Here is a 15,254-nt window from a genome sequence, read left to right as displayed (position 1 = left end):
ATCGATACTCGGTAAAAAATGTAACTCGGTAACGCATTCCTCTATCCTTCGTGGAATGACGTCACTCGACCTTGAGCTCGACCTCGAGCTCGCCCGCGAACGCGACCACCATGACGCCTGCCGTGCCGCCCTGGCCCGCATGACCGCGGACGTGGCCGAACAGGCCGTCACCGGCGAGGACGTCGCCGCCTCCGGCGCCGACGCCGAAGCCCTCGGATACCACCTGCGCAGCCGGGCCAAGGAGTTCGGCGAACAGCCCCCCGGCCCGCTGTTCTTCGGTCGCCTCGACCGCGCGGACGGCCAGATCCACCACATCGGCCGCCGCCGGATCGCCGAGCATCCGGCCTCCCCGCCCCTCGTCATCGACTGGCGGGCCCCCGTCTCCCGTGCCTACTACCAGGCCGGGGCCCACGACCCGCAGGGCGTCCTGCGGCGGCGCCGGTTCGGCTGGGCCGCGTACAGCAGGGGCGACTCGGCCGACCTGACCGGCCTGGAGGACGAGCACCTCGCCGCGGGGGAGGAGGTGGTCAGCGCGATCGTCACCGGCGAGATCGAGCGCCCCCGGATCGGCCCGATGCGCGACATCGCGGCCACCATCCAGCCCGAGCAGGACGACCTCGTACGGTCCGGGCCGACCGTCTCGCTCTGCGTGCAGGGCGCCCCCGGCACCGGAAAGACCGCCGTCGGCCTGCACCGGGCCGCGTACCTCCTCTACACCCACCCCCAGCGGGTCCGCCGCTCCGGCCTCCTCGTCCTCGGCCCCAACCGGGCCTTCCTCTCCTACATCTCCGAGGTGCTGCCCGCCCTCGGCGAGACGGGGATCCGGCAGTCGACCGTCGAGGAGGAGATCGCCCGCCATGAGGTGCGGGCGGTGGACGACGAGGCCGCGGCCCTGGTCAAGCACGACGTACGGATGGCAGGGGTGCTGCGCCGGGCGCTGTACGCGCGCGTGGCCACGGCCGAGAGCCTGGAGGGAGAGCTGGCCGTCCCCGACGGCACGTACCGCCTGCGGCTGCCGGCCGAGGAGCTAGCGGGGATCGTCACGGCGGTACGGGAGGAGGCGCCGGCCTACGCCACCGGCCGCGACCGGGTCCGCGCCCGCGTGGTCCGGGCCCTCCAGCTCCGGGCGGAACGGCGGGCCGGGCCCCTGGGCGCCGCCTGGGTGCGGAGGATCGAACGGGCCCGGCCGGTCTCGGCGTTCGTGGACGCCTGCTGGCCCGACGTCACCCCCGAGCAGGTCCTCGCGGAGGTGCTGTCGGACCCCGCCGACCCGCTGCTCACCGCGGAGGAGCGGGCGGAGATCCGGTGGTCGAAGCCGCCCCGCTCCCCCCGCTCGGCGCGGTGGAGCGCGGCCGACCTCGTGCTGCTCGACGAGCTGGCCGGGCTGATCGAACGCCCAGCGGGCTACGGCCATGTCGTCGTCGACGAGGCCCAGGACCTGTCGCCGATGCAGTGCCGGGCGATCGCCCGCCGGGCCGACTTCGGCTCCCTGACCGTGCTCGGCGATCTGGCGCAGGGCACGACCCCCTGGGCGGCCCGCGACTGGCGCGAGCAGCTGGCCCATCTGGCCAGGCCGGAGGCGGAGATCGTGCCGCTCACCACGGGCTACCGGGTGCCCGCGGCCATCGTCGAGCTCGCCAACCGGCTGCTGCCCGAGCTGGGGACGGACGTGCCGGCGGGGCGGTCGATGCGCACGGACGGGGAGGTCAGGATCCGCCGGGTCGCGGACGTGGCGGAGGGGGTCGCCGACGCGGTCCGGGCCGCGCTGGCGCTGGAGGGCTCGGTGGGGGTGATCGCGCCGGAGAACCTGGTCGAGCCGCTGGCGGAGGCGGTGGCGAAGGCGGTGGGCGAGGGGCTGGGCGAGGTGGTGGGTGAGGTGAGCGGCGACGTCGTGAGCACAACACCCGCTGGGGAAGGTGTGCCGGTGGCGCGGGAGTTCGCCGATGGGCGGCTGGCCGTGCTGCCCGCGACGATGGCCAAGGGGCTGGAGTACGACCATGTCGTGGTCGCCGAACCCGCCGCGATCGTGGCGGCCGAGCCGCGCGGACTGCACCGGCTGTACGTCGTGCTCACCCGGGCCGTCTCTCGGCTCGATGTCGTCCACCGTGAGCCGCTGCCCGACTGCCTTGCCGCTCAGGCCTCCTGAAGGGCGGTCAGAAGACCGCGTACGGCCGGCAGGGCGAGGGACGACTCCCGTACCGCCGCGTGGATCGAGCGGACCGGCTCCGGCCCGCGGACCCGGCGGACGACCACGTTCGGGTGGCGGCTGCCCAGCCCCATCAGCGGGATCATGCTGATGCCGAGCCCGGCCGCGACGAAGCCCTGGGCCGTGGCGTACTCCTCGCACTCCACCGCGATGTCCGGTGTGAACCCGGCCGCCGCACACGCCTCCAGGACGGCGTCGAGGCACGGTCCGGGGCGCTCGCTTCCCACCCACGGCTCGTCGGCGAGCTCGGCCAGGTCGAGGACCCGGCGGTCGGCGAGCCGGTGGCCCCGGGGGAGGACGGCACGGTAGGGATCGTCGACGAGGTGAACGAGGCCGACCGGGTAGGCGGGGCTCAGGCCGCCGCGCGGGGTCTTCCGCGGCCCGACCACGAGGGTGAGGTCGACCTCCTCGTCCCACGCGCCGTCGGCGATCCTCAGATCGACGCGTACACCGGGGTGTTCGGCGCGGAAGCGGGCCAGGGCGGGGGCGACGAGATCGGCCCCGGCGGTGGGGAAGTAGCGGATCGCGACCTGGCCGGTCCGGCCCGCCCGCAGGTCGGCCAGCGCCGTCTCCGCTTCGGCCACCTGGCGGCCGATCACGGCGGCGTGCTCGGTGAGCAGCCGGCCCGCCGCGGTCGGCCGTACGCCCCGTCCGAAACGTTCGAGCAGCTCGATGCCCGCCTCCTTCTCCAGGACGGCGATCTGCTGGCTCACCGCCGAGGGGGTGTAACCGAGGTTCGCGGCGGCGGCGGTCACGGAGCCGCTGGTGACGACGGCCCGGAGCACCTGCATGCGTCTCACATCGAGCATGTAGCACAGCTTAACGCCGGGTGCATGATTCTTCGCTTGTCCTGTCGAGTGGGGCCGGGGGACGGTGGGGGCATGGCATCGGCGACACGGATGGGTGTCCTGGCCCTGCTCTGGGGTTCGGGCTTCCTGTGGATCAAAATCGCGCTCGACAACGGCCTCACGCCGGGGTGGATCACCTCTCTGCGCTGTCTTCTCGGAGCGGGGGTGCTGCTGGCGCTCGCGTACGGGGCGGGGCAGCGGCTGCCGGGGCTCGGGGACCGGCGCACCTGGGGACGGCTGGCCGTCGCCGCCTTCTTCTGCAACGCCCTGCCGTTCCTGTTGTTCAGCGTCGGCGAGCAGACCGTGGACAGCGGTGTGGCGGGCGTCATGAACGCCACCACCCCGCTCTGGTCCCTGCTCATCGGCCTCGGCCTCGGGACCGAACGGCCGCTGGGAGCCGCCCGGCTCGGCGGTCTGCTCCTCGGCTTCACGGGCGTCCTGCTGATCTTCGCGCCCTGGAGCGCGGGCTCCGGACTGATGAGCGGGGGCGCTCTCGCCCTGCTCGCCGCGGGTGCGAGCTACGCGGTGGCCTTCGCGTACATGGCCCGTCGCCTCACCGGGCGCGGCACCGCGCCCCTCGCGCTCTCCGCCGCGCAACTGCTGACGGCGACGGCCCTGAGCGTGCCGGCGCTGACTGTGCCGACGCTGGGCGTGGTGGGCTCGGACGGGCCGGGCTCGAGCGTGCTCGGCCTGACCGTCGGGGGGACGGGGTGGCCGACCTGGACGGGGGTGCTCGCGGTCGTCGCCCTCGGGATCCTCGCGACCGGTCTTACCTTCCACCTCAACTACCGGATGATCGCGGAGGAGGGCCCGACGAGCGCGGCGACGGTCGGCTATCTGCTGCCGGTGGTGTCGGTGACGCTGGGGGCGCTGGTCCTCGACGAGCCGCTGACCGCGCGGGTGCTGGTGGGGATGGCGGTGGTGCTGGCGGGCGTGGGGCTCACCCGGCGACGCCCCCGCGTGCCCTCGCGGGCGGTGGAACCGGCCGTGTAGCCGTTCGAGTCTGGGCTGGCATGCGCGTAACGATGATCCTGCCTGCCCTGACGGAGGCCACGAGCCCGCTGTTCCGGCCCATCAAGTACTCGCTCTTCCCGCCCCTGGGCCTCGCCACCCTCGCCGGGTACCTCGACCCCGACGACGAGGTGACCCTGTACGACGAACACGTCGAGCGGGTCGACATCGCGTCCCTCCCGGCGCCCGATCTGCTCGTCCTCCAGCCGTACATCACCTCGGCGAGGCGGAGTTACGAGATAGCCGACCACTTCCGCGCCCGCGGCGTCCATGTGGCGATGGGCGGCCTGCACGTCACCTCGCTCCCGGAGGAGGCGGCCGCGCACGCCGACACGGTCTTCACCGGGCCGGGGGAGGACATCTGGCCGCTCTTCCTGAAGGACTTCCGTGACGGCGCGCCCCTGCGGCGGTACCACTCCGCACGGCGCACGCTCGCCGGCCTCCCGCCCGTGCGGCGGGATCTGATCAAGCGCGAGCTGTATCTCGTACCGAACTCGATCGTGGTCTCACGGGGCTGTCCGCACCACTGCGACTTCTGCTACAAGGACGCCTTCTTCGAGGGCGGGAAGTCGTTCTACACCCAGGCCGTGGACGACGCGCTCGCCGAGATCGAGCGGCTGCCCGGACGGCATCTGTACTTCCTCGACGACCATCTGCTGGGCAACCGGCGGTTCGCGGAGTCCCTGTTCGACGGGATGGCCGGCATGGGCCGCCTGTGGCAGGCGGCGGGGACGGTGAAGTCGGTCCTGGAGCCGGGGCTGTTGGAGCGTGCCGCGGAGGCGGGTCTGCGGAGTCTGTTCGTGGGCTTCGAGACCGTGAACGGGGCGAACCTCGCGGAACGGAAGAAGAACCAGAACATCGGGCGCGACTACGCGGCGGCGGTACGGCGGCTGCACGACGTGGGCGTGATGGTGAACGCGAGCTTCGTCTTCGGGCTGGACCACGACGGCCCCGACGTCTTCGACCGGACGGTGGAGTGGGCGGTCGAGCAGGGCATCGAGACGGCGACCTTCCACATCATGACGCCGTATCCGTCCACAGGGCTGTGGAAGCAGCTGGAGGCGGAGGACCGGATCGTGCACCGTGACTGGGATCTGTACGACACCCGCCATGTGGTCTACAAGCCCGCCAGGATGACACCGAAGCAGCTGGAGGACGGCTACTGGCGGGCGTACCGGGACTTCTACCGGTGGCGCAACATCTGGCGGGGAGCGTCGGCGCAGCCGGGGACGCACGAGCGGCTTCGGCATCTGGCGTACGCGGGCGGCTGGAAGAAGTTCGAACCGGCCTGGGACGCGCTGATCCGGTCGAGGAGGGTGGTGCGGGCGATGCCGGCGCTGGAGCGGACGCTGGCGGCGTTCGGCGGGAGGGCGCCGCGGTAGGCGCTGGGGGCTGCTGCCGACCGAGGCCGCCCCGGGGCCACCGTGGGTGGTGGTCCTGGGGCGGCCTCGGGTGGGGGTGCGGGGGCTCAGAGGGTGGTGAGCTGGTTCTGCCGTTCGGCGGGGGCGGACTGCCGGGCCTGGTCGTCGTGGGCCCTGGTGTTGGGGGCCTGGTCCGGGCGGGTCCTGGTCTCGGGGGCTTGGTCCGGGCGGCGTAGCACCGTGAAGGCGACGGTCAGGGCGGCGAGGAGGAGGCCGGTGCCGACGGCGAAGGCCAGGTGGTAACCGCCGGTCAGGGCCTCGGCCGCGGGGCGGCCGGCGGCCGTGAGCGACTCGGTGCGGGAGGCGGCCAGGGTGGAGAGGACCGCGACGCCGAGGGCCATGCCGATCTGCTGGGTGGTGTTGAAGAGGCCGGAGGCGAGCCCCGCGTCCTCCTCCTTCGCGCCGGACATGCCCAGCGAGGTGAGCGCGGGAAGGGCGAGGCCGAAGCCGGCCGCCAGGAGCATGACGGGCAGCAGATCGGTGACGTACGAGGCGTGCACGGGCACCCGGGTCAGCAGGCCGAGGACGCCGACGAGGAGGACGAGACCGGTGAGCAGGACGTTGCGCTCACCGAAGCGGGCGTTCAGGCGGGCCGAGACGCCCAGGGACACGGCACCGATGACGGCCGCGGCCGGCAGCATCGCGAGGCCGGTGCGGGCGGCGCCGTATCCGAGCACCTTCTGCAGGTAGAGCGCGACGAGGATCTGGAAGGAGAAGAGCGCGGCGACCATCAGCATCTGCACCAGATTGGCGCCCGAGACGCTGCGCGAGCGGAGGATCCGCAGCGGCATGAGCGGGTTCTTCGCCGTGGCCTGGCGGACGACGAAGCCGGCGAGGAGGGCGAGCGCGAGGCCGCCGAGGCCGAGGGTGTGGGCGGAAGAGGCGCCGTACTCCTCGATCTTGACGGCCGCGTAGATGCCGATCATCAGGCCGGAGGTGACGAGGAGCGCGCCGGCGACGTCCGCTCCGGCCTTCAGGCCCAGGCCCCGGTCGCCCGGCAGGGCGGGGAGCGCGACGAGCAGGGCGGCGATGCCGATCGGCAGATTGATGAAGAAGATCCAGTTCCAGGTGAGAGCGTCGGTGAGGACCCCACCGAGGACCTGTCCGAGCGAGGCGCCGGCCGCACCGGTGAAGCTGAACACGGCGATGGCCTTGGCCCGTTCGCGCGGTGCGGTGAAGAGCGTGACGAGGATGCCGAGGCTGACGGCCGAGGCCATCGCGCTGCCGACGCCCTGGAGGAAGCGGGCGGCGATCAGGAGGCCGGGGGAGGTGGCGACGCCGGCCAGCAGGGAGGCGGCGGTGAACACTCCCGTACCCGCGAGGAACATCCGCTTGCGGCCGATGAGGTCGCCGAGGCGGCCGGCGAGGAGGAGCAGGGAGCCGAAGGCGATGAGGTACGCGTTGACGACCCAGCTCAGACCGACCGGGGTGAAGCCGAGGTCGCTCTGGATGGCCGGCATGGCGACGGTCACGATGCTGCCGTCGAGGATCGTCATCAGCATCCCGGTGGCCAGGACGCCGAGCGCGAGCCAGCGGGAGCGGGACGGGGTTTCCCGGTCGGTTGTCTCCCGGTCGGTTGTTTCCCGGTCGGTTGTTTCCGTGGAGGGCGTTTCAGTGGCAGACATTGCGGTCTCTCCTGTCGTCGGGAGCCAACAGGAGAGACCGTAGCAGATAGTTTTGTTGCAGACTATCTTTTACGGATCGTGGTGCGGGTCTTGTCGCCCCGCTATCCCTTCTGGCGGGCCCGCCGGGCCGGTCGGGGCCCTTCGGCGGGCGTCTGAAGATGGCCGGCGACCAGGCGGTTCAGCGCGCGCAGCAGCACCTCGCGCTCGTCGTCGGGCAGGGAGTCGAGCGCGCTCTGGTGCACCCGGTCGACGATCCTCTGGCTCTCCTTCGCGACCTTCGCGCCGGCCTCGGTCACGGCGATGATCCGCGCCCGCCGGTCGGTGCTGGACGGCCTGCGCTCGGCGAGCCCGGCCTTCTCCAGGGCGTCGACGGTCACCACCATCGTGGTCTTGTCCATGTCCCCGATCTCGGCGAGCTGCGCCTGGGTGCGTTCCTCCTCCAAGGCGTGGACGAGGACGCAGTGCATGCGCGGGGTGAGTCCGATCGCCCCGAGTTCGGCGCTCATCCGGGTGCGCAGGACGTGGCTGGTGTGGTCGAGGAGGAAGGACAGGTCCGGTTCGGTGCGCGTGGGTGCCATGGCTGTCATGGCGGCCAGGGTAGCGAAAGGTCGATCCGTCGCGGATTATCAGGAAGCGGACGAGTGGGTGGGGGGAGAAAACCGGTGTCCGTCACCGGTCACACTTCCCCGCCCGGACCCGTCAGTGCGGTGACGAAGTCAAGAGACCCGGACCCGGCCGGAGCGGATGCGCCGTGGTCCACGCCCGATGGGAGCCTCACCGATGTTCACCGCCTCCACCGCCTCCACCGTCGTCACCGTTCTCGCCGCTCTCATGACGGGCTTCTCGGCCGTCTCCGTCTTCCTCCGCGCGCAGTGGGTCGTGCAGCCGATGGCCGACTACGGCATCCCCGGGTCGTGGCTGCTGTGGCTCGGCACGGCGAAGGCGGCGGGTGCGGCGGGCCTGCTGGCCGGCCTGTTCGTGCCGGTGATCGGCGTCGCCGCGGGAATCGGGCTCGTGCTCTACTTCGCCGGAGCGGTCGTCGCCGTGGTCCGTGCCCGCTGGTACGCGCACATCCCCTTCCCGCTGATCTACGCCGCGCCGGTGGTCGGCGCCCTGGCGCTCGGCCACGCCTCCTGACCACCGTCCCCGAGGAGCGGTCGGGCGGGGCGTCCCCGCCCCTCCGCCATCCGCGGAGCGGTTACGACGTACGGGGCTGGGCGAACCTGATCATGTTGCCGGCCGGGTCGCGGAAGGCGCAGTCGCGCACGCCGTAAGGCTGGTCGGTCGGCTCCTGCAGCACTTCGCCGCCGGCCGCCCGGATGCGTTCGAAGGTCGCGTCGCAGTCGTCGGTGGAGAAGTTCACGCCGCGCAGCATGCCCTTGGCCAGCAGTTCCGCCATGGCCTGCCGGTCGGCGGGCGAGGCGTTGGGGTCGGCGGCCGGCGGTTCGAGGACGATCTCCGCGTCCGGCTGCGCGGGCGACCCGACGGTCACCCAGCGCATCCCCTCGAACCCGACGTCGTTGCGCACCTCAAGACCCACGGCGTCGCGGTAGAAGGCGAGCGCCTTGTCATGGTCGTCGACGGCGATGAAGCACTGGGAGAGCTTGATGTCCATGCCGTCGACGCTACGACGCGTCTGCGGATTCCGCTTCTCCGATCCTGACCGGTTCCCCACTGCCCAACGGTTCCCCGCTCCCCGCCGGTCCGCCGTTCCTGACGGGGCGCGTGAGGATCTTGGCGACGCACGGAGGGATCGCGGCGCCCGCGTCGTGGCGGCGGGCCCGGTAGGCACTCGGGCTCTCGCCGACCAGCTCGGTGAAGCGCGAGCTGAACGACCCGAGCGAGGTACATCCGACCGCGAAGCAGACCTCCGTCACGCTCAGATCGCCTCGCCGCAGCAGCGCCTTCGCCCGCTCGACACGGCGGGTCATCAGATAGCTGTACGGCGTCTCGCCGTAGGCGGCGCGGAAGCTGCGGGAGAAGTGCCCGGGCGACATGAGGGCGACCTTCGCCAGGGCCTGAACGTCCAGTGGCTGCGCGTAGTCGCGGTCCATCATGTCCCGGGCCCGGCGCAGCCGTACCAGATCGTCCAGTGTCATACGTACCAGCATGGCACGGCACCGGCCGCCTGCCCCGGCCTCGGCTTCCCTAGGGTGTGCATCGCGAACGTCCACCGAGCCGCCGGAGGTCCCATGCCCCTGCAGATGAAGTTGAGCGCGATCACCCTCGACTGCGCCGACCCGCCGGCTCTTGCGGCGTTCTACGAGCAGGCCACCGGCCTCGAACCCCACCCGAAGTCGAACGCCGACTTCGCCGGCCTCCACGGTGAGAACGGGCTCCTCATCGGCTTTCAGCGGGTCGACGGCCACCGGGCACCGACCTGGCCGGGCCAGGACGTTCCCCAGCAGATTCACTTCTGCTTCGACGTCGCGGACCTGGACGAGGCCGAGGCCCGGCTGCTGGAACTGGGCGCGGGCAGGCCGAAACACCAGCCGCACGAGGAGAAGTGGCGGGTCCTCACCGACCCGGCGGGGCACCCCTTCTGCATCGTCGGACGCTGACGGGGGCGGTCAGGGCATGGTGGCCTCACAGGCGAGGCCGTCAGGGTCGGTGAAGGACCCGGCGTCTTCCCGATCGTCCCGCCGGGGGCCTGTACGACACCGCCGTAGCCCCAGAGCGGCTCCGAGGCAGGCTTCAGCGGCGTGGCGCCGGTAGGCGCTGGGCGGCATGCCGACCAGCTCGGTGAAGCGGGTGCTGAAGGTGCCCAGCGACGAGCAGCCGACCGTGAAGCAGACCTCGGTGACGCTGAGGTCGCCACGGCGCAGCAGCGCCGTCGCGCGCTCGATGCGACGCGTCATCAGGTACGCGTACGGGGACTCGCCGTAGGCCAGCCGGAACTGGCGGCTGAGGTGCCCGGCGGACATGTTCGCGCCGCGGGCGAGCGCCTCGACGTTCAACGGTTGCGCGTACTCCCGGTCGATCCGGTCCCGGACGCGGCGCAGCAGCGCGAGGTCGCTCAGGCGCTGCGCCGCGACACGTGCGCGCCCCCACGAGGGGTGACACATGAGAGAGCTCCTTTTCGCTGGTTGGCGACGGCGGGGAGGCGGGGCAGAGGCGGAGCGGAGGGCGGTGGTCGCGACGTCGGCCGTCAGGGCCGGATCGATGACCGGCCGGACCGGACGGCTCAGCGAAGCTCCTGGATGCGGATCAGATTGCCCGCGGGATCGCGGAAGGCGCAGTCGCGGATGCCGTACGGCTGCTCGGTCGGCTCCTGGACGACCTCGGCGTCGCCGGCCTGCACCTTCTCGAAAGTGGCGTCGAGGTCCCGAGTGGCCAGCAGGATCCAGCCGTAGGTGCCCTTGGCCATCATCTCGACGATGGTGCGGCGCTCGTCCTCGGTGATCCCGGGGTCGGCGGCCGGCGGCGCCAGGAGGATGGACGTGTCGGGCTGGCCGACCGGGCCGACGGTGATCCAGCGCATCTTGCCCTGGCCGACGTCGCTGCGGACCTCGAAGCCGAGGGCGTCGCGGTAGAACGCCAGGGACGCGTCCGGGTCGTCATGCGGCAGGGAGCTCGTGTGAATGGTGATGTCCATGACGATCAGGCTAGGGGCGCCTGTCTACCCGTGCTTCTCGATTCCTGACCGATCCGGCCCAGGCGCGGGGAGGCGCGGGGAGGCGCCGGGCGACACGAGCACTATTGCAAGCATGTGCTTGCAATAGTTAGCGGACGGTGGCATGGTCGAGGCATGGCATCACTCAACGTCGGCAATCTCGGCGAGTACCTCCGTGAACAGCGGCGCACCGCGCAGCTGTCGCTGCGGCAGCTCGCCGAGGCCGCGGGGGTGTCCAATCCGTATCTGAGTCAGATCGAGCGCGGTCTGCGCAAGCCCAGCGCCGAGGTGCTGCAGCAGGTCGCCAAAGCGCTGCGGATCTCCGCGGAGACGCTGTACGTGCGGGCCGGAATCCTCGACGAGAAGGAACGGGACGAGCTGGAGACGCGGGCCGTCATCCTGGCCGATCCCTCGATCAACGAGCGGCAGAAGCAGGTGCTGCTCCAGATCTACGACTCCTTCCGCAAGGAGAACGCCGCCGACGACAACGCCGCCGACGACAACGCCAATGACCACGCCTCCGATGCCGAACGACCCTCGAGCTAGTACGTACACATCCGGGAGGACCACACCCATGGCCATCATCGAAGAACTGCGTACCCCTCTCTACTTCGCCGCCGGCACCGCCGACCTCGCCGTTCAGCAGGCGAAGAAGGTCCCCGGCCTGATCGAGCAGATCGCCGCCGAGGCGCCCGCGCGGATCGACGCCGTGCGCCGGACGGACCCCAAGGCCGTGCAGGAGAAGGTGAGCGACCGGGCCAAGGAGGCCCAGGCCACCGTGCAGTCGAAGCTCGCCGAGGTCGTGGGCAGCCTCGACACGGACCTGAAGAAGCTCGGCGAGACCGCCCAGGACCTGGCCCTGCGGAGTGTCGGCGTCGCCGCCGAGTACGCGGTCAAGGCGCGCGAGAAGTACGAGGAGGTCGCCGCGCACGGCGAGGAGGCCGTCCGGGCGTGGCGCGGTGAGGCCGCCGAGGAGATCACCGAGATCGCGATCGTCGTCGAGCCCGAGCCGGCGGACAAGGCCGACAAGACCGAGGTCAAGGCGGAGAAGACCGAGGTCACGGCCGAGGAGACCGCCGCCGAGAAGACCCCCGCCCCGCGGAAGCCCACGGCCCGCAAGGCCCCGGCCAAGAAGACCGCCACCGCCACCGACAAGTAGGACGGGGCGAGGCGGGGCACCAATCAGGGTGCCCGGCGCGTTGTACCGGGTACCTTGGCCGCGAGGCGCTCTCTCCACTGACTAGGCGGTGCTCAGCATGTTGCGCGACGGATTCGACCTCGGTGTCACCCTGGTGGTCTGGCTGCTCTTCCTCGGCTTCGCCGTCGTCTCGTTCGTCTTCGCCGCCATGGCACGCGAGGACGCGTACCGCGCGGCGGACAAGCAGACGAAGAAGTTCTGGCTGATCATCCTCGGCATCAACCTGGTCCTGAACCTGTTCCTGGAGATCCTCTTCCTCCAGATCGCCGGGGTCATCGCGGCCATCGTCTTCATGGTCGACGTCCGGCCGGCCCTGCGGCAGGTCTCCGGCGGCGGTGGTGGCGGGCGCCGCGGCGGCTCCAGCAGCGACGGGCCGTACGGCCCCTACAACGGCGGACGCTGACCGACAGAGCGCGCGGAAACGGGCCCGGGGGCTACCCCCGGGCCCTTTCCAGTGCCAGCAGCGCCACGTCGTCCGTCAGTTCCCCGCCGTTCAGCGACCGCACCTCGGTCACCGCCGCCTCCAGGAGCTCCTCGCCCCGCAGGCCCTCGGCCAGCTGCCGGTTGATCATCTCGACCATCCCGTCCTGGCCGAGCCGGGGAGAGTCCGGTCCGGCCGAGCGGCCCTCGATCAGTCCGTCGGTGTACATCAGCAGGCTCCACGTCCCGCCCAGCTCCACCTGGCGGCGGGGCCAGCGGGCGCGCGGCAGCAGACCGAGGGCGGGGCCGCCGTCCTCGTACGGCAGCAGCCGCGCCGGTCCGCCCGGCCGGGCGATCAGCGGCGCGGGGTGTCCGGCCAGACACAGACCCGCCCGGCGCCCGTCCGGGGCGATGTCGACCGTGCAGAGCGTCGCGAAGATCTCGTCGCTCTCCCGCTCGTGCTCCAGGACCTTCTGCATCGTGGAGAGCAGCTCGTCCCCGCACAGCCCCGCGAAAGTGAGCGCCCGCCACGCGATCCGCAGTTCGACGCCGAGCGCCGCCTCGTCCGGGCCGTGCCCGCAGACGTCGCCGATCATCGCGTGGACCGTGCCGTCGGGCGTGCGGACGGTGTCGTAGAAGTCGCCGCCGAGCAGGGCGCGCGAGCGGCCGGGCCGGTAGCGGGCCGCGAACCGCAGGTCGGAGCCCTCCAGGAGCGGCGTGGGGAGCAGTCCGCGTTCCAGGCGGGCGTTCTCCTGGGCCCGCAGCCGTGACTCGGCCAGCTTCACCTGGACCACGTCGGCCCGCTTGCGCTCGACCGCGTACCGGATGGCCCGGCTCAGCAGCCGGCCGTCGAGCTCCTCGCGGAAGAGATGGTCCTGCGCCCCGACCCGTACCGCCTCCGCCGCCAGCTCCGCGTCGGCCGAGGCCGCGAGCGCGAGGACCGCGTGGCGCGGTGCGAGCCGCAGGACGTGCCGCAGCGGCGCGAGCGGGTCGTCGCCCGCCGCCCGGGGCCCGGGCAGGGCCAGGTCGACCAGGACGCAGTGCACGTCGTCGGTGAGCAGCCGCTCCGCCTCGGTGAGGTTGCGGGCGGTACGGATACGGACGCGGGTCCCGTCCGCGTCGAGCATTTCGGGTACGGCGAGGGCACCCGCCGGGTCGTCCTCGACGACGAGCAGGGTGAGATCGGTGCCAGTCGCAGCGGTCACAGCGGTGGCAGCGCCGGGCGCCGCCGCAGAGACGATTCTCTGTCGCGGTACGGGTACGGGCATCGGTCCTGTTTTCCTTCCCTCCCCCCGAGGGCGCGGCAGGGCGACGAACGACGTCCCGCCAGACGGGGACGATAGCGCCACCCCGCCGGGCAACGGAATGGTGATCACGACACGAGCACCGCACAGGCGCTGGCATATGCCGCGCATGCGGAGGTTGTCGCCCGCTTGTTGCCCGCTCGGCGCCCGCTCCGTCATGACGAACATCACGCCGAGGGGCGGTCCTACCGGCCGTGAGCGGCCGTGAGCGGCGTCACTCGGGGCGGACGACTCCCAGGATCTCCATCGAGCCCGCCCCCGCGATCGTCACGTTCCTGCCCGGGCGCGGTGCGTGCACCATCGCCCCGTTCCCGACGTACATCCCGATGTGGCTGGCGTCCTTGTAGTAGACGATCAGGTCACCTGGCCGCATGTCCTTGATGTCGACCCGCGGCAGCAGGCGCCACTGCTCCTGCGAGGTGCGGGGGATGGCGCGGCCCGCCGCGCCCCAGGCGCTCTGCGTCAGGCCCGAGCAGTCGTACGAGCCGGGCCCCTCGGCGCCCCAGACGTACGGCTTGCCGATCTGTGCCGTGGCGAACTCCACCGCCCGCTTGCCGCGCGCGGTCGCCGTGTTGTCGAGGCCGTCGAGGACGCCGGTGTCCAGCCAGGCGGTCTGCGCCTTGTACTGCTCCTGCTCCTCCATCCGGAGCAGCCGCGCCCGCTCCTCGGCCTCCAGCTCGGACTCGAGCTTCCTGGCCGCGGCGATCTTGTCGTTGATGTCCTTCTTCGCCTTGGCCTGCTTGACGCGGTTGGCCTCCAGCTTGGTCCAGTTGGTGCCCGCGTCCTTGGCGTAGACCGTCAACTCCGCCTGCGTGAGGGTCATCTCGGAGAGGAGGTCCTTGGTGGCCTTCTGGCCCTGCTGCAGCCGTCCGGCGTTGTCCAGGAAGAGCTGCGGGTCGTTGGTGAGGACGAACTGGGCGTCGTCGGGAAGCCCGCCGTTGCGGTACTGGGCGCGGGCCGCCGCGCCCGCCTGGGCCTTGAGCCGGTCGATCTTCTCGCGGCCGGTCACGATCATCCGGGCCAGCTTCACGATCTCGGCCGACTGCTCCTTGGTCTGCTCCTCGGCGAGGTTGTACGCGTCGGTGGCGACGGCGGCCTGCCGGTACAGGCCGTCTATCTCCTTGCGGACCTCTTCGAGGCTCTTCTCGGGCAGCGTCGGGGGAGCGGGGGGAAGGGGTGCGGCCGTGGCCGCTCCGGTCAGTACGGGTGAGGCGAGCGCCGTCAGGGCGCAGACCACGGTGATCGCGGCGGTGGCACAGCGGCGTCGGTTCAAAGCTCCCCCTCGGACGGTCCGGCACCGGTATCTGATTTACCGTCAGTAACTTAGCGGTGACCTTGGCGATAGTGCCATGCGAAACGTGAAAGCAACAGGGGAGACCGGGCCTGTCGGGCCGTTTACCCCTCACAGGGGACGAGCGATACGCCTGGTGCGTTCCCGACGCGAGGCGATTTCACCGGCAGTTGGGTGGCGGGGCGGCCGACGGAGCGTCGGAGGGGCGGTCGGCCGGACGCCGGCGGGGCGGTTGACCGAGCGCCGGTGGGGCGGTCTGGGCGCCGGTTGGGCGGTCTGGGCGCGGGTGGGGCGGTCTGGGCGCGGGGGCCGGCGGT

At 71.8% G+C, this 15,254-nt stretch carries 17 protein-coding genes; 8 read left to right on the top strand and 9 right to left on the bottom strand.

From position 1 onward, the window contains the following. Window positions 1–55: 55 nt before the first annotated feature. Window positions 56–2,146 (top strand): AAA family ATPase, encoded by a 2,091-nt coding sequence (locus tag J7E93_RS32065; RefSeq protein WP_215073543.1) that lies wholly within the window; start codon window positions 56–58, stop codon window positions 2,144–2,146. On the opposite strand, the gene J7E93_RS32060 is transcribed toward J7E93_RS32065, so the two are convergent. Further along, complete coding sequence (locus tag J7E93_RS32060) at window positions 2,134–3,015, bottom strand: LysR family transcriptional regulator (protein ID WP_251067384.1); 882 nt, start codon at window positions 3,013–3,015, stop codon at window positions 2,134–2,136. The two genes, J7E93_RS32065 and J7E93_RS32060, sit on opposite strands and share 13 nt — an antisense overlap. Before the next feature lie 72 nt (window positions 3,016–3,087). Between J7E93_RS32060 and J7E93_RS32055 the strand changes: the two genes are divergently transcribed. Beyond that, a complete protein-coding gene (locus J7E93_RS32055; protein WP_251067383.1) occupies window positions 3,088–4,047 on the top strand; it encodes a DMT family transporter in 960 nt (319 codons plus the stop codon). A gap of 20 nt (window positions 4,048–4,067) precedes the next feature. Then, window positions 4,068–5,447 (top strand): radical SAM protein, encoded by a 1,380-nt coding sequence (locus J7E93_RS32050; RefSeq protein WP_215073542.1) that lies wholly within the window; start codon window positions 4,068–4,070, stop codon window positions 5,445–5,447. Window positions 5,448–5,533: 86 nt separating this feature from the next. Here J7E93_RS32050 and J7E93_RS32045 read toward each other — a convergent pair whose 3' ends face one another. After that, complete coding sequence (locus J7E93_RS32045) at window positions 5,534–6,988, bottom strand: MFS transporter (protein WP_251067388.1); 1,455 nt, start codon at window positions 6,986–6,988, stop codon at window positions 5,534–5,536. 224 nt (window positions 6,989–7,212) lie between these two features. Continuing rightward, the gene (locus J7E93_RS32040; RefSeq protein ID WP_215073541.1) at window positions 7,213–7,698 is read right to left on the bottom strand and encodes a MarR family winged helix-turn-helix transcriptional regulator; all 486 of its coding nucleotides are present in this window, start codon (window positions 7,696–7,698) and stop codon (window positions 7,213–7,215) included. A 193-nt stretch (window positions 7,699–7,891) separates the two neighbouring features. Between J7E93_RS32040 and J7E93_RS32035 the strand changes: the two genes are divergently transcribed. After that, window positions 7,892–8,248 (top strand): DoxX family protein, encoded by a 357-nt coding sequence (locus J7E93_RS32035; RefSeq protein WP_215073540.1) that lies wholly within the window; start codon window positions 7,892–7,894, stop codon window positions 8,246–8,248. Window positions 8,249–8,309: 61 nt separating this feature from the next. Here the strand turns inward: J7E93_RS32035 and J7E93_RS32030 are convergent, their stop codons facing one another. Together J7E93_RS32030 and J7E93_RS32025 are read right to left on the bottom strand one after the other, a co-directional pair. Then, complete coding sequence (locus J7E93_RS32030; protein WP_215073539.1) at window positions 8,310–8,726, bottom strand: VOC family protein; 417 nt, start codon at window positions 8,724–8,726, stop codon at window positions 8,310–8,312. Between the two features lie 10 nt (window positions 8,727–8,736). Then, on the bottom strand, window positions 8,737–9,210 hold the full coding sequence (locus tag J7E93_RS32025) for a helix-turn-helix transcriptional regulator (RefSeq protein WP_215073538.1): 474 nt from the start codon (window positions 9,208–9,210) through the stop codon (window positions 8,737–8,739). A 93-nt stretch (window positions 9,211–9,303) separates the two neighbouring features. Here J7E93_RS32025 and J7E93_RS32020 point away from each other — a divergent pair, with 93 nt between their 5' ends. After that, the gene (locus J7E93_RS32020) at window positions 9,304–9,672 is read left to right on the top strand and encodes a VOC family protein (RefSeq protein WP_215073537.1); all 369 of its coding nucleotides are present in this window, start codon (window positions 9,304–9,306) and stop codon (window positions 9,670–9,672) included. Window positions 9,673–9,681: 9 nt separating this feature from the next. Here J7E93_RS32020 and J7E93_RS32015 read toward each other — a convergent pair whose 3' ends face one another. Together J7E93_RS32015 and J7E93_RS32010 are read right to left on the bottom strand one after the other, a co-directional pair. Next, complete coding sequence (locus tag J7E93_RS32015; RefSeq protein WP_251067382.1) at window positions 9,682–10,176, bottom strand: helix-turn-helix transcriptional regulator; 495 nt, start codon at window positions 10,174–10,176, stop codon at window positions 9,682–9,684. A 119-nt stretch (window positions 10,177–10,295) separates the two neighbouring features. Then, the gene (locus J7E93_RS32010; RefSeq protein ID WP_215073536.1) at window positions 10,296–10,706 is read right to left on the bottom strand and encodes a VOC family protein; all 411 of its coding nucleotides are present in this window, start codon (window positions 10,704–10,706) and stop codon (window positions 10,296–10,298) included. Window positions 10,707–10,859: 153 nt separating this feature from the next. Here J7E93_RS32010 and J7E93_RS32005 point away from each other — a divergent pair, with 153 nt between their 5' ends. From J7E93_RS32005 to J7E93_RS31995, 3 genes are all read left to right on the top strand, one after another. Beyond that, a complete protein-coding gene (locus J7E93_RS32005) occupies window positions 10,860–11,270 on the top strand; it encodes a helix-turn-helix domain-containing protein (RefSeq protein ID WP_215073535.1) in 411 nt (136 codons plus the stop codon). A 28-nt stretch (window positions 11,271–11,298) separates the two neighbouring features. Beyond that, window positions 11,299–11,883, top strand: a complete 585-nt coding sequence (locus tag J7E93_RS32000; protein ID WP_215073534.1) for a hypothetical protein — start codon at window positions 11,299–11,301, stop codon at window positions 11,881–11,883. A gap of 97 nt (window positions 11,884–11,980) precedes the next feature. Continuing rightward, window positions 11,981–12,325 (top strand): DUF2516 family protein, encoded by a 345-nt coding sequence (locus J7E93_RS31995; RefSeq protein WP_215073533.1) that lies wholly within the window; start codon window positions 11,981–11,983, stop codon window positions 12,323–12,325. 31 nt (window positions 12,326–12,356) lie between these two features. On the opposite strand, the gene J7E93_RS31990 is transcribed toward J7E93_RS31995, so the two are convergent. Next, window positions 12,357–13,610: a PP2C family protein-serine/threonine phosphatase gene (locus J7E93_RS31990; protein WP_215073532.1), complete on the bottom strand. Its 1,254-nt coding sequence runs from the start codon at window positions 13,608–13,610 to the stop codon at window positions 12,357–12,359. A 250-nt stretch (window positions 13,611–13,860) separates the two neighbouring features. Next, window positions 13,861–14,919, bottom strand: coding sequence for a C40 family peptidase (locus J7E93_RS31985; protein ID WP_215073531.1), 1,059 nt, complete (start codon window positions 14,917–14,919; stop codon window positions 13,861–13,863). Window positions 14,920–15,254 lie beyond the last annotated feature (335 nt).

It is taken from the genome of Streptomyces sp. ISL-36 (genome assembly GCF_018614205.1).
Taxonomy (GTDB): Bacteria; Actinomycetota; Actinomycetes; order Streptomycetales; family Streptomycetaceae; genus Streptomyces.
This window is presented reverse-complemented; position numbering and strand designations above follow the sequence as displayed.

What these genes read in the sequence shown, in the direction of transcription:
- J7E93_RS32065 (WP_215073543.1), top strand. Translation starts at nt 56, where the DNA reads ATGACGTCACTCGACCTTGAGCTCGACCTCGAGCTCGCCCGCGAACGC.
- J7E93_RS32060 (WP_251067384.1), bottom strand. Translation starts at nt 3,015, where the DNA reads ATGCTCGATGTGAGACGCATGCAGGTGCTCCGGGCCGTCGTCACCAGC.
- J7E93_RS32055 (WP_251067383.1), top strand. Translation starts at nt 3,088, where the DNA reads ATGGCATCGGCGACACGGATGGGTGTCCTGGCCCTGCTCTGGGGTTCG.
- J7E93_RS32050 (WP_215073542.1), top strand. Translation starts at nt 4,068, where the DNA reads ATGCGCGTAACGATGATCCTGCCTGCCCTGACGGAGGCCACGAGCCCG.
- J7E93_RS32045 (WP_251067388.1), bottom strand. Translation starts at nt 6,988, where the DNA reads ATGCTGATGACGATCCTCGACGGCAGCATCGTGACCGTCGCCATGCCG.
- J7E93_RS32040 (WP_215073541.1), bottom strand. Translation starts at nt 7,698, where the DNA reads ATGACAGCCATGGCACCCACGCGCACCGAACCGGACCTGTCCTTCCTC.
- J7E93_RS32035 (WP_215073540.1), top strand. Translation starts at nt 7,892, where the DNA reads ATGTTCACCGCCTCCACCGCCTCCACCGTCGTCACCGTTCTCGCCGCT.
- J7E93_RS32030 (WP_215073539.1), bottom strand. Translation starts at nt 8,726, where the DNA reads ATGGACATCAAGCTCTCCCAGTGCTTCATCGCCGTCGACGACCATGAC.
- J7E93_RS32025 (WP_215073538.1), bottom strand. Translation starts at nt 9,210, where the DNA reads ATGACACTGGACGATCTGGTACGGCTGCGCCGGGCCCGGGACATGATG.
- J7E93_RS32020 (WP_215073537.1), top strand. Translation starts at nt 9,304, where the DNA reads ATGCCCCTGCAGATGAAGTTGAGCGCGATCACCCTCGACTGCGCCGAC.
- J7E93_RS32015 (WP_251067382.1), bottom strand. Translation starts at nt 10,176, where the DNA reads ATGTGTCACCCCTCGTGGGGGCGCGCACGTGTCGCGGCGCAGCGCCTG.
- J7E93_RS32010 (WP_215073536.1), bottom strand. Translation starts at nt 10,706, where the DNA reads ATGGACATCACCATTCACACGAGCTCCCTGCCGCATGACGACCCGGAC.
- J7E93_RS32005 (WP_215073535.1), top strand. Translation starts at nt 10,860, where the DNA reads ATGGCATCACTCAACGTCGGCAATCTCGGCGAGTACCTCCGTGAACAG.
- J7E93_RS32000 (WP_215073534.1), top strand. Translation starts at nt 11,299, where the DNA reads ATGGCCATCATCGAAGAACTGCGTACCCCTCTCTACTTCGCCGCCGGC.
- J7E93_RS31995 (WP_215073533.1), top strand. Translation starts at nt 11,981, where the DNA reads ATGTTGCGCGACGGATTCGACCTCGGTGTCACCCTGGTGGTCTGGCTG.
- J7E93_RS31990 (WP_215073532.1), bottom strand. Translation starts at nt 13,610, where the DNA reads ATGCCCGTACCCGTACCGCGACAGAGAATCGTCTCTGCGGCGGCGCCC.